Raw genomic sequence first — 15244 nt, 5'->3', positions numbered from 1 at the left:
TTGTCGCAATTTTATTAAATTATCTATTTTTGTGAACAAAGGCTTTACATTTGAGACTAGAATTAGCGTAATTAAGTCTTACCTAAACTCATCTCAACAGGAAGAGAGCTAATGAAGTTTACGCTATTCACTCCGCCGCAGCGCCTTCTAACGTCAATGATCGCAGTTAGCTCATTGATTTGCGGTACTTCGTATGCACAATCATCGTCCGATTTATCTAGTCAACGCGAATTCTATCAACAGGCGCAAGAGCTATTAGACAACTATCAAGTTGACCAATTTCGCCTGATGCGCTCTAAAATAGCATCTTATCCACTGACTCCTTATGTGGACTATCGTGCCTTCTTTTCTGAGTTAGACTCTAAGAGCCCTACGCAAGTTAATGACTTCATCGAGAGCTATGAAAGCTTTCCATTCTCTTATCGAATAAGAGCACCCTATTTAGATTTACTCGCCAAACAGGGAAATTGGAAAACTCTTTTGGAATTTCAAACTAAGCCGCCAAAAGGGGTGACCTATTTATGTCATTACTACAATGCTCATTCGCAAGTAGGGGATAAAGAGATAGCTTTTGAAGGTGCTAAAAAGCTTTGGTTGAGTGGAGGGAGTGTCGCAGACGCCTGTGACCCTTTATTTGATGCATGGGATACTGCGGGTCTAAAAACAGAACAATTAGTCTTAGAGCGTATGTTACTCGCCTTTAAAGAGAGAAATAGCAGTCTTATGGGCTATCTGATGAAGCAGTTGAATAGCTCATCAGCCATTAATCAAGCAAAGCAGATGAAGTCACTGTATCGCAACCCTGAATCTGTCGGTGTCTTTGCTAAAAAGCAGAAAGTAAACAGTTACAATCAACAGCTAAGTGAATACGCATTAAAAAAGCTAGCTCGAAAAGATGTGGAAAAAGCTCAAAAAGTGTTTGATAAGGTTGTTGAAGGGCAGCACTACACTTTAGATAATAAACAAGAATTGGCTGATTTCATCGCTTTTCGTTTGATAAATACTGACTCTGAAGAGCTTGCTAAGTGGCGTGACAAAGCGATAAAAACAACGAAAAATCGTTCGTTAATCGAACGAAGAATCAGACTTGCTATTCAGCATGTCGACTGGCAAGGGGTCCAGAGTTGGGCCGCGCTGTTACCTAAATCTTATCAGCAAGACCCACGTTGGCAGTATTGGTTGGGCCGCTCTGAAATTGAATTGGGTGACGCCTATAGCGGACATAACCGTCTTGAGAAAATTGTTGGTCTTAGAAACTTTTATAGTGTCGCAGCCGCAAAGGAGATGAAGCAATCTATTCAATATCCAGTCACAACGATAACGTTAGATAAAAACCGAATTCAACACCACAAAGCAGCATTGGCTCGAATTCAGGAGTTGATTGAACTTGATAAGATCACCGCAGCTAAGAGTGAGTGGCGCTGGTTATTACAACGCAGTGGAAGCAAGGAGAAGGAGATGCTTGCTGCATATGCGTCAATTCAACGTTGGCACCATTTATCGGTAACTGCCTCAATATCAGCCAAGATGTGGGATAACACCAGCATTCGTTTTCCTATTGCTCACCAGCAATGGTTTAATCTCTATGCCAATAAACATGATATAGATCCCATCACCTTGATGTCACTGGCACGTCAAGAGAGTGCATTAGACAGTGAAGCTCGTTCACCAGTTGGGGCTCGAGGCATCATGCAGATTATGCCTTCGACCGCGAAGTACACGGCTAAAAAATACCAATTAAGCTATCAAGGGAAAAACGATCTTTATGAAGTGGGTAAAAATATTGAAATAGGAAGCCACTATCTAGATGGACTACTTGAGCGGTATGACAATAATCGAATTTTTGCATTAGCAGCGTATAACGCTGGGCCACATCGTGTGACACAGTGGCGTAAACGAACCGATGAAAAGCTGGACGCTTATGCGTTTATCGAATCTATTCCTTTTAAAGAGACGCGCGGATACGTGCAAAATATATTGATGTTTGAAACCTATTACCGAGATTTAATGGGCGTTGATGGTGCATTTCTCAACGAACATGAAGTGAAAACAAAATATTGATTCCAATGGCGTTTGAAGGCTCTACAATAGAGTCATTAATCTTGAATCGAGTGGTAATATGTCATTAGAGCCTCAATACCGTGATTGGCAACAATTAATGGATTTAGTTAAACATGCAGCAGATACGCAGCAACATGAGTTGCTGCTGACGATGTTAATGACATCTGATGAAAGAGATGCACTGTTAGCTCGAGCCAATATTGTTTGTGAACTATTAAAAGGTGAAATATCACAAAGACAAGTGAGTCAAATGCTTGGGGTAGGTGTAGCAACGATTACTCGCGGATCGAATGAGCTTAAAGCCAAATCTGAAGAAGAAAGAGAGCAGATTGAGAAGTTACTACTGAAGTAAACTTAGGCTATCGATGACTAGATAGCCTAGTTTTCTTTCGGGGTATAAGCTTAAGGAAAAAGCTACAGAGTTGATTTGTAAGGTGTTGAACTGAACTTAGTGTGACATTTGATTATAAATTGCTAGGGAAGTGGCTTGGGTTTACAAATGGTATTAATGCCAAGATTAATGCCTGGTGGTAAACACCGCTTCGGCTGAGTTGATTTTTAGTGAGTAACCCAATAGCACCACCTTGCTGCTTTATGTTCTGAGTACCAAATACTTCATCCATCACATCACCTAACTCGTTAGCTGTTGCGAGCTTTTTAATGACTTCTGGTGGCAACATTAAACTTGCAGAGCGAGATTCTCCACGTTGATGCTGGGACTCTATTACCATCCATGCAAAGGTAATGTTATCTTCTATACCAGCTTCTAGTCCAACGTAGTAATCAGCATCAGGTTGTTCAAGCTTGGCATTTTTTACTCGATTTAGTGCGCCTAGATGCGTCTCCTGGTTCGACATCGGCTGATCATCGACTTCGCTAGCAACAGATACTCCTAAAAATTCAAAAGAAATTTCCGGAAATGTTTCGCTAAATGCACTCTCAACCGCTCGTATCTTAGCGGGGTTAAGCGAAGCTATGACGACTTTGTTCTTTACGCTCATGTTCTAAAGTTCCTTCAATCAAGTTCTCACACCATATTCTAAGTTCATCTAATGAAAGAGGATGGGCAAAGTGAAAGCCTTGCATATAATCACATTGATACGCTGAGAGCCAGTAATGCATCTCCTCGTTTTCAATCCCTTCGGCCGTGACAACCATTGATTGTGAATGACAAAGGTCAATTAGTGGCTTGATGACTTTTTCATTGCCTGTTTTTATCAGAGTTTCTAAGAAAAAGCGATCAAGTTTAATTTTTTGGACTGGGTATTGAACCAAGTGAGTAATAGACGTGTAGCCAGAACCAAAATCATCAATAGCCAAACGGTAGCCTTGAATCGTTAGCTCATGAAGTAATGGGAAGCTTTGTGAGTCACCAGCAAAGGTTTCAGTGATTTCAAAATCGATTAGATTCGGTCTTACGTTTCTCTTTTGAGCATGTTGTTGAATGTAATTAGCCAACTGGAGAGAGTCTAATTCTGCCGATGAGAGGTTAATAGCGAGTTGGACATCATAATCAAATAAGTCTTGTAAGGCGTTAAAATCAGCAAATGCGGCTTGAATGACCCAGCGATCAATCTTACCAAATAGCCCTGTTTGCTCCGCAATAGGAATAAACTCGCTAGGAGGAACGATACCTAATTTTACTGAGTTCCAACGAAGCAGTGCTTCTACTCCAGCCACATTCTTGCCTTGTCGGTCAAAGTAGGGTTGATAGACTAAGTGGAATTCTTTTTCAATGTCGCCATTTCTTAACGCGCGTTCAATTTGAGTGCGACGTTTGACCACTAGGTCCATCTCTTTGGAGTAGTAGCCAATTTGATTTTTACCCGCTCTTTTAGCTTGATACATAGCGGTATCGGCTCTAGATATAAGGGAGTGAATGTCTTGCCCATCTTTAGGGTAAGTTGCGATTCCGACACTTGCGGTTACAGGGAAGCTACCTAGTAACGAGTCGTGATTCTTTTGAATAGGCTCAAGCAGTTTATCAGTAAAGGTCTTAATAATATGCCCATCACTATCATGGTGTTTTGATGAGATGAAAATGGCAAATTCATCACCAGATAATCGAGAGGCAAGGCATTTCACTTTGTGTTTTTTATGGAACTCATTACTTAACGCTTGAATATGATGAGCGAAATTCACAAGCAACTTATCACCTACGGTATGGCCGTATTTATCATTTACATACTTGAAATTATCCAAATCGATATAAAGGATCCAAACCTGTTTGTTGGAACGCTTATATGACAACGCACGTTCGGCAAGTTGATGGAATTGATGACGATTTGCCAATTGGGTCAGGTGATCATTTTCAGCGAGTGCTTTGGTTTTTTGATAGGTGGTATTTAACTCTTGATACATTTCATGAAAGCGTCGAGAAAGGTGGGCAATCTCATCGTCCCCTTCTAGTAACTCTATATTTTTTCTCTGGTTATTTTCGACTTCACTCAATTGCTTATCTAAACGAGATATGGGACTAATCACGTGTCGATAGAGCAAAAATGTCAGAATGAAAACAGTCAATAACGACGAAATCCCGAAGGCGGCAGCCAAGTTTTTTCCCATAGCATAGATTTTATTGTTAATGATGAAATGCGCCGGATCGAGTGTTGCGTAGAAATCGTTTTTAAGCTTAACCGTTTGAGTTAACTCAGAGGGTTCAGGAACAAGCAGTTCAGGGATGACTGAGTCTTCGGTAAAGAAAATACTGCTTTTGGTATCAAACTCGATCTGCTGACGAAGTTGATTGAATGCATTAAGGGAGACAGAAACTACTACGAAAAAGGCATCTTCATTTTTAAAATCCGTTGGTGGTTTTAAACTGTCTCTATTAAGAACATCGTAACGGACCAGAACGCCTTCCCCTTGAGAGTTTTGTGTATAGCCAATGTGAGTTACGCTTTTTGTCGTGGTAAAAATATGGTCAGCGTAAGTTCGTATTTTAGGGTCCAAAGTGTCTAAGCTATCTCTTCTGCTGTCGACGTAGAACTTTGTCTTACGATTCTTATCCAAAATAGCCAGTCGACCATTTACATCGACACCTGACTGTAAGGAAGTAATCGATCGTTTAAGATTGTCGATTAACTCCAAGTCTCTATAGGGGCTATTCTCATTGTGGAAGTAGTATCGAATGATGTCACTTTTAGTCAAGGTATAGGAGTAACTGTTTAATACAGAGACAGAATGACGAAAGTGGCCAGCAAGCTTTTCCATATTGAGTTGCAGATAGCTCTCTTCTCGTTTAAGTAGTGCATCCTTTTGGCTTTCAAAAATAGAATAGCCCGAGAGAGCAGCGCTTAAAGCTATAACGGGAGCGACAAGCAGTAAAATTCGAGTATTGAGCTTCATAGTGTCCTAGCCATAAGTAATACGATAGCCATAGTCAGACCTACATTAGCCCAATATTTTGGTGTCATCCTTAACATCATAATAGTGAGTTAAACCTTGAGTTATTAACTTTTCAATATATCGATAAAGGTCAGCTCTTTTTACATATAAAAAAGCTGACCTTTATTACGAATCCATTTGAATTGAACATTCTACGGGTTGCGTATTAAAGTGTCAGCTAGTTACGACTAATTATTAGACAGATGTAGAGTTATTGAAGCTTGACTTGAGTTGGTTTCACGTTCTCAGTCGGATAGCAGCCTAATACCTTGAGGTGTTTAGTGATTTTTGTCAGCTCTTGAATCGCTGATTGCATGAGTTCTGAGTCTAAATGCGCTTGTAAATCAACATAGAACATCTCTTCCCAAGGGTTGCCCATAATTGGACGAGATTCTAATTTCGTCATATTAATCCCATAGCGCTGCAGTATCAGTAGCGTTTCAACCAGTGAACCTGCTTTTTGGGATGTTGACATGATGAGTGTTGTTTTAGCTGGTATTTGTTGTGACACTTCTACAGGCTTACGAGCCACTACGATAAAACGTGTGTGATTCTCTGTTTGGTTGGCAATGTTGCCTTGAATTGGCTGCAAGCCATAAATCTTACCGCTTGATGCATTGCCAATGGCTGCGACGTCACGGCGATTCAATTGCTTAACCTTTTGCATTGCATCAGCAGTACTTGCACAAGACTCTAACGTCACCCCTTTTAAGTGATTAAGGAACTCACTGCACTGCTGGTGGGGTTGAGGGTGTGAATAAAGCGTTTTAATTTCTTCGATACGAATTTCATCGGTCGCAACTAAGCAATGTTCAATACGTTGAGTGAGCTCACCGACGATATAAAGCGTAGTGTGTTGCAGTAAGTCGTACACTTCGTTGATGGAACCTGAGCTTGTGTTCTCAATAGGCAGGACACCGTAATCGGCATGGCCTGATTCAACAGTGCTTGCAATATCTCTGAAGCTCTCGCAATTTAGCTCAACCAGTTCCGTATTCTTACGGCTGAAAAACTCGCGACTTGCAAGATGTGAATAAGATCCTTGTGAGCCAAGAAATGCGACTCGTGCTAGCGGTTTACGGCTCTGAGGGTTCGCTAAGTTTTGCAGGTAAGCTTGCTGAAGTAACACTGAATCTTCGATGATGGTATGAAAGAGTTTTGTAATGTATGGAGCATCAAGGTCGTATTTACTCTGGCCATTGTTAATTAGCTTAACGAGAAGCTGTTGCTCTCGGTCTGCATCACGAACTGGCTTTGAGGTTTCAACTTTACTTTTTGCTACCTCAATACTCATTTTTCGTCGCTCAGAGATCAGGCTGAGTAATTGATCATCTAATTCGTTGAGGCGATTACGAATTTCTTCAAGTGAGTATTGTCTGTCGGTCATTATATTTCCTTTATAAAAAAGCCTCCCACTTGGGAGGCTTTCTGTTCGTTTTTGACTTATCTTCTACAAACGGTCTAGCCTCCAAAAATTATTGGAGAAAAAAGAAGTCGAAAAAAAACAGCTGAATTTGCATAGTGGTCACGGGCAAGTGAATATTTAACCACAATAAGCAAGCAAGCTTAGAGCGTCAAGCAAAAAAATAGCGCTTTTCAGCGCTATTTTTACTTTCGTTCAATTTGGGTTTATTCGACTTCTTCTTCTAGCTCAGGTTTTTCAGCTCGGCGAGCTTCCGGCTTGTGACGTAACTTGTTCAACTGACGTTCAATTTTCTGTTCGACCTCATTAACGGCAGTGTATAAATCTTCATGGGTTGCTGAAGCGACTAGCTGGCCTTTTGGTACAGTAAGGACTGCTTCAAATTTCTTTTGTTTGTTAGGCTCTTCGCTAAAGCTTGTTTGGCATTTAATGATATCGACTTGCCACTTTTCTAGTTTGCTAAATTTACTTTCTATATGCTCACGGATAGCAGAGGTGATTTCAATATTTTTACCAGTGATGTTTACTTTCATAGATGCTTTCCTCTGTGTCGTCCCTTATGGGTTAACTCCAGATTACTTATCTGAGGAGAAAAAAATGTGATCTTTGTCATTATTTATTGCCGATTATTACTAATGAAAACTAAATGTGATCTTACGCAAAGAGTCTTGTTGTTCGACTAAAGAAAAGCTTGTTATTTAACGAAATATAATTAAATTGAGTAAGGTAGCACGCAAAATATTATCCGACTTTTGGGGCCTTTCTACAGCCTAATAAATCTCCCTGTCTATTTTACAATCAGCAACTGACGTGACGATGATCACACCCGTTTCTCACCTTATGACTAGAACAGCTTTTTAGCTTACTTAGCCTCTATCGGCAGAAGATCTGTTTGGGTTACGCTCGCGTTTCTTTCTGCTCTAAGTTGCTCCAATGCGGAAAGCTGCTTATAGACTACATAGTAGCGATTTATATTAGCGACATAGGTGACAGGCTCTCTGCCAATATTTCTTCTGGTGATAATTTCGACATTTTTAAACCAAACATTTGGGTCATAGCCGTGTTTCTTGGCCAGCCGTCTCATTTTTCTGATATTAGCGGGCCCTGCATTATAAGCTGCCAAAGTGAAGTAAACTTGATCGTCTTCGGTAATATCATCGTTGGTAAAGTAACGATCTTGAATAAAGCGCATGTACTTCACACCTGCATGGATATTGTTGTCGACCTTTTTAATGTTTGGAATATTAACGTTTGGGTCCTTGGCGGTACTTGGGAGTACTTGCATTACCCCAACAGCGCCTTTATGAGAAACTTTGCTTTGGTCTAAACCTGATTCTTGAAAGCCTTGTGCAGACATCATGAGAGGATCAAATTCATACTGTTCAGAATAGAGTTCAAAAATAGAATACAAGGACTCCAGTCGTTCTATCTTTTTGGGATTTAGCAGGCGAGCCAGCCAGCGGGTATCGTCGATATATTTATTGTAAATGACATTGCCTAATAGCGTTCCTGAGCGAGAAGAGCGAAGAAACTGGTCGGTGATTTTTTTTAGCTGGGGGCTATTCTTTCTCATTGCCCATGCTATTTCACCATTTTCACGTAATGGTAAAGCATGGTGAACTTGCAAATTTTCGAGCGTATTCATCCATAGCTCAGCTTTGTGGCTATCGAGAACAGTTGCTTTAATATGGCCTAAATTAATCATCTCCATCAATTCATAATCTTGCAGAGTCTCTTCGATGAATTGAATAAACACCGGTGGTTCATCGATTGAATTTAAGTGGTTGTTGATCGCTTGGAGACTCTCAAAATAACTAGAGCTAGCACGAACCCAAATTTCTTTACCGCTAAGCTGCTCAAAAGAGGTGAGTTCGGCTTCTGATTGCTGGGTAACGATTAGCTCACTGACGTTTTTGATCACTGGAGAGCTAAAATCAACGCGCTGTTTGCGTTTATCCGTAATGGTTAGGTTCGCAACCGCAAGGTCACCATAGCCATTTTCAATCGATTGTAATAAATCATCTCGATGGATAGGGATAACTTGCAGGTTCAAGTAAGGTGAGGTTTTCTTTAGCTGTTTTTCAAAATGATAAAGCAGCTCCGCAATTATTCCTTTTGGACGCCCGCCCTCTATATAGTAAAACCCCAAGTCCGCGGCGACTAAGACGCGAATAACGCCTTTATCTTTGAGAGCGTCGAAATCTCCCTTATAAGGTGTTTTTTGTAGTGGAGATAATTCTAACGCGGAAGCTATTGGTATGCTTATAACGAAAATTATCAATAAAAGCCAGTGGCGGTATTTGAGCTGCACAATAAGTCATCCTTTACTAATTGATACTGTAAGGGTAAGACTAAATGGGCACATGAGCAAATATGGTCATAAAAAAACCGCCTCTAAGAAGCGGTTTTAAATCAAAAGCTTAATTGTTTACTTATTTAATTCAATGAGCTCTTTTGTTCTAGCGACAGAGTCCTCAAGGCCTAACTTTTCGTAAGCTTCTAGCTGAATCTTAAGTGATTTGCGAGCGGCTTCAGTATTTGGATAGGTTTTCTGCAATTCTTGGCTTCGGTTAATCGCTGCAATCCATGCTTCACGTCGTAAATAGAAATCAGCGGTTGCTAAATCATAGTCAGCTAAGCGGTTTTTTAACGCATGCATACGTTTTTTAGCATCATTAGCATACTGGCTATCAGGGTAGCGTTGAAGAAGCTTACTAAAGTCAGCAAATGCTGATTTAACTGGCTCAGGATCTCGATCACTTCGATCAACATTAAATATGTCATGCATGAAATTACGATCTTGGGCCATATGCGTTAGGCCACGCATATATAGCACCCAGTCCAATCTATCATGAGTTGGATTTAAGCGACTAAAGCGTTCAATGGTTGCAAGACCCAACGCCAAATCATCATTTTTGTAATACGCATAGATGAGGTCGAGTTGAACTTGCTCAGAGTAAGCACCGAAAGGGTAACGAGAATCAAGCGCTTCTAGTTGGTCTATTGCTGTTAACCAGTTTCCAGAGCGTAATGACAATTGAGCTTCTGAGTAAAGCTCTGATGGCGGAACGTCTGGAACGATTTCATCGCTGCTAGAGCAACCAACCAGTAATGTGAGAGCGAGTAAACCGGATAAAGTATAGTGTTTCATGTCAGGAGCTGATTCCTTGAATTAAATATTTCTTAAGCTTCCGTTACTTTCTTCGTCGTAACAGATACAATGGCGCTTATTTTTCCACAGTAGTGAGCATTAGTCTCACAGTTTTTGAAAAAGTTCGATATGGCCCAGCAGATAGAATTAACAAATACAGTAAAAGATAGCCAGCTCGGTCAAAGATTAGACCAAGCAGTTGCGGAATTATTCGCCGATTTCTCACGCTCTCGGATTAAAGAGTGGATTTTGGCCAGTAAAATTCAAGTTGATGGTGTAGTGGTTACCGTACCCCGCGTAAAAGTGATGGGTGGTGAAGTGATCACAGTTCAAGCCGAGCTTGAAGATGAACAACGTTGGGAAGCGCAAGATATTCCTCTTGATATTGTCTATGAAGATGATGATCTTTTGGTTATCAATAAGCCTATTGGCTTTGTTGTTCACCCAGGAGCTGGAACTCCAGATCGCACAGTGCTAAACGCTTTGCTTTTTCATTACCCTGATATCGCAGAAGTTCCGCGTGCAGGAATCGTGCACCGTCTAGATAAAGACACAACCGGTTTAATGGTTGTAGCTAAAACGGTACCGGCTCAAACGCGATTGGTTCGTGCGCTGCAAAAGCGTAAGATTACTCGTGAATATGAAGCAATCGCGATTGGTAAAATGACCGCTGGTGGTAAAGTTGATCAGCCTATTGGCCGTCACTCTACAAAGCGTACTCTAATGGCTGTTGCTCCAATGGGTAAACCTGCCGTTACTCACTACCGCGTTGCTGAACATTTTAGAGAGCATACTCGTATCCGTTTACGCCTTGAATCTGGTCGTACTCACCAAATCCGTGTTCATATGTCTTACCTGCAACATCCACTCTTGGGTGATACTGCATACGGTGGCCGAGCGCGTATTCCTAGAGATGCAAGTGAAGAAGTGACAGAGATGATTCGTGGCTTTCAACGCCAAGCACTACACGCTGTAATGCTGCGCTTTGAGCATCCAGTAACAGGCGAAACAATGGAATTCCATGCCCCTGTGCCTGATGACATGGTTGCGATAACAGACGCATTACGTGAAGATGCAAAAGAAAACCATTCTGAAGACGATTATTGATGAATGTTCTCGTTCCTAACTGGAATGTTCCTAGCTGTGTAAAATCAGTAGCTTCGACGCGTATAGGTGGTTTTTCAATATCACCCTATGAAGCGTTAAATCTAGGAACCCATGTTGGGGATGAACAATCGCTTGTTGAGAAAAATAGAGCTCTATTTTCTCAACAAGCTGCAATGCCCAGCAATCCTGTCTGGCTAAATCAAACTCACTCTACAACTGTTATCGAAGTATCTCATGCGACGAATCAAGTATTAGATGCAGATGGTACAACTACTCGTTCACCGAATGTTGTATGTAGCGCTATGACAGCAGATTGTCTTCCTGTTTTATTAACTAATTCATCGGGTAGCCAAGTGGCGGCTGTTCATGCGGGTTGGCGTGGGTTAGCGGATGGTATTCTAGAGAATGCGATTGCTCAGTTTGATAGCAGTAGTGATGTCATTGCGTGGTTAGGTCCAGCGATAGGCGCCGAGGTATTTGAAGTTGGTGAGGATGTGCTAACCGCGTTTACTTCATTTGATGAACAAGCAGAGCTGGCTTTTATACCAGCATTAGATGACAATAAATGGCTAGCGAATATGACAATGTTAGCAACACAACGTCTAAATCAATTGGGCGTAAATAATATTTATTCCAGCAATTTGTGTACTTATCAGCAGAAAGAACAATTCTTTTCGTATCGACGCGACGGTATTACAGGCCGCCAAGCTGTATTTATTTGGATCGAGCCGTCTTAGTGTAAAGCTCTATATAATCACTAATAACTCTCTATAGCACTGTAAGTATCACCTTTTCGATCAGTTCATTACCTTTCCCCTTGAAAATCTAGCCGCCAGTAGCCATCTTTCTAGTAAATAGTCACTCAATTATTAGGTTAGGAACATTGGCATGCGCTTAGATAGGTTTACGAGCAAATTTCAAATCGCCATTTCGGATGCGCAGTCATTAGCGCTTGGGCGTGATCATCAATATATTGAACCTGTTCATTTAATGGTCTCTTTGCTTGATCAAAACGGTAGCCCAATTCGTCCTTTATTCACCATGCTAGATGTAGATGTTCCTCATTTAAGATCTAAGTTGAGTGAAATCCTTGATCGCTTACCAAAAGTCAGTGGTATTGGAGGTGATGTTCAATTATCAGGTGCAATGGGCACACTGTTTAACATGTGTGACAAAGTTGCTCAAAAACGTCAAGACTCATTTATTTCTTCTGAAGTATTTCTACTCGCAGCTCTAGAAGATAACGGTGCGCTTGGTACGTTATTGAAAGAAGTTGGGCTGACAGAAAAGAAGGTCAGTGGAGCAATTGACAAAATTCGCGGTGGGCAAAAAGTAAATGACCAAAATGCAGAAGAGTTAAGACAGGCATTGGAAAAGTTTACCATCGATCTGACTGAACGAGCCGAGCAAGGGAAATTAGATCCTGTTATTGGCCGTGACGATGAAATTCGTCGCACGATCCAAGTCTTACAACGCCGTACCAAAAATAACCCTGTCATTATCGGTGAGCCGGGTGTTGGTAAAACAGCAATTGTTGAAGGTCTTGCACAAAGAATCATTAATGGTGAAGTACCCGAAGGTCTAAGAGGCCGACGTGTACTCTCTCTTGATATGGGTTCGCTTGTTGCTGGTGCCAAGTACCGAGGTGAGTTTGAAGAGCGCTTGAAGTCAGTACTTAATGAACTTGCGAAAGAAGAGGGAAATGTCATTCTCTTCATTGATGAACTTCACACCATGGTCGGCGCAGGCAAGGGTGAGGGCTCCATGGATGCTGGCAATATGTTAAAGCCAGCGCTTGCTCGCGGAGAACTTCATTGCGTTGGTGCCACAACACTTGATGAATACCGTCGATACCTTGAGAAAGATCCAGCCTTAGAGCGCCGTTTTCAAAAAGTGATTGTCGAAGAACCAACGGTCGAAGATACCGTGGCTATTTTACGTGGTCTTAAAGAGCGTTATGAGCTTCACCATCATGTCGAGATTACCGATCCCGCCATTGTTGCCGCTGCGAGTTTATCTCATCGCTATGTATCGGATCGTCAGTTACCAGATAAAGCCATTGATCTCATCGATGAAGCAGCTTCTAGCATACGAATGCAAATAGACTCCAAACCTGAATCGCTTGATAAATTAGAGCGGAAAATTATTCAGTTAAAAATCGAGCAACAGGCCCTTATTAACGAACATGATGATGGCAGTACTAAGCGCCTACTTGTTATAGAGGAAGAGCTTCAAGAGAAAGGGCGTGCATTTTCGGAGCTTGAAGAAGTGTGGAATGCAGAAAAAGCGGCATTATCAGGTACGCAACATATAAAATCTGAACTAGAACAGTCCAGAATGGACATGGACTTTGCTCGTCGCGCTGGCGATTTAAGCCGAATGTCTGAACTCCAATACGGACGAATTCCTGAGTTAGAAAAACAGTTGGATCTTGCCACTCAAGCTGAAATGCAAGAAATGACACTGTTACGTAATAAAGTTACCAATAATGAGATCGCGGAAGTCCTTTCCAAACAAACAGGCATACCTGTTTCCAAAATGTTAGAGGCAGAGAAAGAAAAATTACTGCAAATGGAAGACGTGTTACATAACCGAGTTATTGGACAAACAGAAGCAGTAGAAGTTGTATCTAATGCAATTCGCAGGAGTAGGGCGGGTTTATCGGATCCAAATAAACCGATTGGTTCGTTTCTGTTTCTAGGGCCTACTGGTGTAGGGAAAACCGAGCTTTGTAAAACACTGGCAAACTTTATGTTTGATAGCGAAGACGCAATGGTTCGCATCGATATGTCAGAGTTTATGGAAAAACATTCTGTAGCTAGGTTAGTTGGTGCTCCCCCTGGCTATGTCGGTTATGAAGAAGGTGGCTATATAACGGAGGCTGTTCGTCGTAAACCTTATTCCGTCATCCTACTTGATGAAGTAGAGAAAGCGCATCCGGATGTATTTAACATTCTTCTACAAGTATTAGATGATGGTCGCTTAACCGATGGACAAGGTCGTACTGTTGATTTTCGTAATACAGTTGTAATTATGACATCCAATTTAGGTTCTACGAGAATTCAAGAAAACTTTGCGTCTCTTGATTACCAAGGAATCAAAGATGCCGTCATGGAGGTGGTAAATAAACACTTCAGGCCTGAATTTCTCAATCGCGTCGATGAAAGTGTCGTATTCCATCCTTTAGGTAAAGAGCACATTAAATCCATAGCTTCGATACAGCTTGATCGTTTAGGTCAACGTATGGACGAGAGTGGATACCAATTAGAGGTATCCGATGAAGCGTTAGAATTCATTGCAAAAGTTGGGTTTGATCCTGTGTACGGTGCAAGACCATTAAAACGAGCAATACAGCAAAGTGTGGAAAACCCTTTGGCGAAAGCAATATTGGCAGGGAAAGTCGATCCAGATAAAAAAGTACAGTTACTTGTTAATGATGAACGAATTATTGCTCACCAATAGTTTGCTTTGATGATAGAAAAAAGGAGTTAAACATATTGTTTCGGTCCTTTTTTGTGCGTATCGATGCTTTGTTGTGCTAACGAAGCGGAAAAGCCAACTTTTATTGAATTTAGGCTTGCGTAGGAATCGAATAACTCTATAATGCGCAACCACTGAGACGGCAGACGCCATAAGGCTTCAGCGGTAATCAGTTAGACGGAAAGTCAGAAAGAATTAAATTTCAAAAAGTGTTTGACACTGAAACTTAAATCGATAGAATGGCCGTCCGCTTAGAGAAGAAGACTTCGATAAGCAAAGCTCTTTAACAATTTAAACCTATCAATCTGTGTGGGCACTCGTTGATGAAAATCCAAAATGTTTTACCTTGGTAAAACAGTTTCTTCGGAAACACTTGGGCTTCAATGAACTGAGTGACCAATACGAATAACTGCTTGCAGTTATTTGGCACAGTCAATTCATTACCATTCTGTTGGAATGGTAATAGCTTTAAAGTTACATATTTACTTCGGTAAATATTAGTTTTGAAGTCAGTATTCATTGAGCCGACAAAATCTTAAATTGAAGAGTTTGATCATGGCTCAGATTGAACGCTGGCGGCAGGCCTAACACATGCAAGTCGAGCGGAAACGAGAAGTAGCTTGCTACTTCGGCGT

The 15244-nt window shown here is 41.2% G+C and carries 11 protein-coding genes, 1 rRNA gene and 1 other annotated feature; of the genes, 6 read left to right on the top strand and 6 right to left on the bottom strand.

The window, feature by feature from the left end; genetic code table 11:
• Positions 1-111: 111 nt before the first annotated feature.
• Complete coding sequence (gene sltY / locus L4C54_RS18240) at positions 112-2061, top strand: murein transglycosylase (protein ID WP_428809279.1); 1950 nt, start codon at positions 112-114, stop codon at positions 2059-2061.
• A gap of 58 nt (positions 2062-2119) precedes the next feature.
• Positions 2120-2413 (top strand): trp operon repressor, encoded by a 294-nt coding sequence (gene trpR, locus L4C54_RS18235; protein ID WP_428809278.1) that lies wholly within the window; start codon positions 2120-2122, stop codon positions 2411-2413.
• Positions 2414-2525: 112 nt separating this feature from the next.
• Here trpR and yjjX read toward each other — a convergent pair whose 3' ends face one another.
• The 6 genes from yjjX to L4C54_RS18205 all read right to left on the bottom strand — a co-directional run bounded on the left by yjjX (position 2526) and on the right by L4C54_RS18205 (position 10022).
• Entirely contained in the window at positions 2526-3062 is a 537-nt protein-coding gene (gene yjjX, locus L4C54_RS18230; protein ID WP_428809277.1) for an inosine/xanthosine triphosphatase, read from the bottom strand.
• Entirely contained in the window at positions 3025-5409 is a 2385-nt protein-coding gene (locus L4C54_RS18225) for a putative bifunctional diguanylate cyclase/phosphodiesterase (RefSeq protein ID WP_428809276.1), read from the bottom strand. The genes yjjX and L4C54_RS18225 overlap by 38 nt, the downstream gene beginning before the upstream one ends.
• A gap of 250 nt (positions 5410-5659) precedes the next feature.
• Positions 5660-6835 carry a prephenate dehydratase gene (gene pheA / locus L4C54_RS18220; RefSeq protein ID WP_428809275.1) on the bottom strand — a complete coding sequence of 392 codons (1176 nt, stop codon included), beginning with the start codon at positions 6833-6835 and terminating at the stop codon, positions 5660-5662.
• Between the two features lie 11 nt (positions 6836-6846).
• Positions 6847-6969: a sequence feature (Phe leader region), on the bottom strand.
• 108 nt (positions 6970-7077) lie between these two features.
• The gene (gene hpf, locus L4C54_RS18215) at positions 7078-7404 is read right to left on the bottom strand and encodes a ribosome hibernation-promoting factor, HPF/YfiA family (RefSeq protein ID WP_428803304.1); all 327 of its coding nucleotides are present in this window, start codon (positions 7402-7404) and stop codon (positions 7078-7080) included.
• A 329-nt stretch (positions 7405-7733) separates the two neighbouring features.
• Positions 7734-9182: an MltF family protein gene (locus L4C54_RS18210; protein WP_428809274.1), complete on the bottom strand. Its 1449-nt coding sequence runs from the start codon at positions 9180-9182 to the stop codon at positions 7734-7736.
• Positions 9183-9299: 117 nt separating this feature from the next.
• Positions 9300-10022, bottom strand: coding sequence for an outer membrane protein assembly factor BamD (locus L4C54_RS18205; RefSeq protein WP_428809273.1), 723 nt, complete (start codon positions 10020-10022; stop codon positions 9300-9302).
• 129 nt (positions 10023-10151) lie between these two features.
• Here L4C54_RS18205 and rluD point away from each other — a divergent pair, with 129 nt between their 5' ends.
• The 4 genes from rluD to L4C54_RS18185 all read left to right on the top strand — a co-directional run.
• On the top strand, positions 10152-11129 hold the full coding sequence (rluD, locus tag L4C54_RS18200) for a 23S rRNA pseudouridine(1911/1915/1917) synthase RluD (protein ID WP_428803307.1): 978 nt from the start codon (positions 10152-10154) through the stop codon (positions 11127-11129).
• Entirely contained in the window at positions 11129-11866 is a 738-nt protein-coding gene (pgeF, locus tag L4C54_RS18195) for a peptidoglycan editing factor PgeF (RefSeq protein WP_428809272.1), read from the top strand. Before rluD ends, pgeF begins: the two co-directional genes overlap by 1 nt.
• A 151-nt stretch (positions 11867-12017) precedes the next feature.
• On the top strand, positions 12018-14591 hold the full coding sequence (gene clpB / locus L4C54_RS18190) for an ATP-dependent chaperone ClpB (protein WP_428809271.1): 2574 nt from the start codon (positions 12018-12020) through the stop codon (positions 14589-14591).
• Positions 14592-15146: 555 nt separating this feature from the next.
• Positions 15147-15244 (top strand): 16S ribosomal RNA (locus L4C54_RS18185); the annotation flags it as partial.

The organism is Vibrio lamellibrachiae (assembly GCF_050337265.1).
Classification (GTDB): domain Bacteria; phylum Pseudomonadota; class Gammaproteobacteria; order Enterobacterales; family Vibrionaceae; genus Vibrio; species Vibrio kyushuensis.
This window is presented reverse-complemented; position numbering and strand designations above follow the sequence as displayed.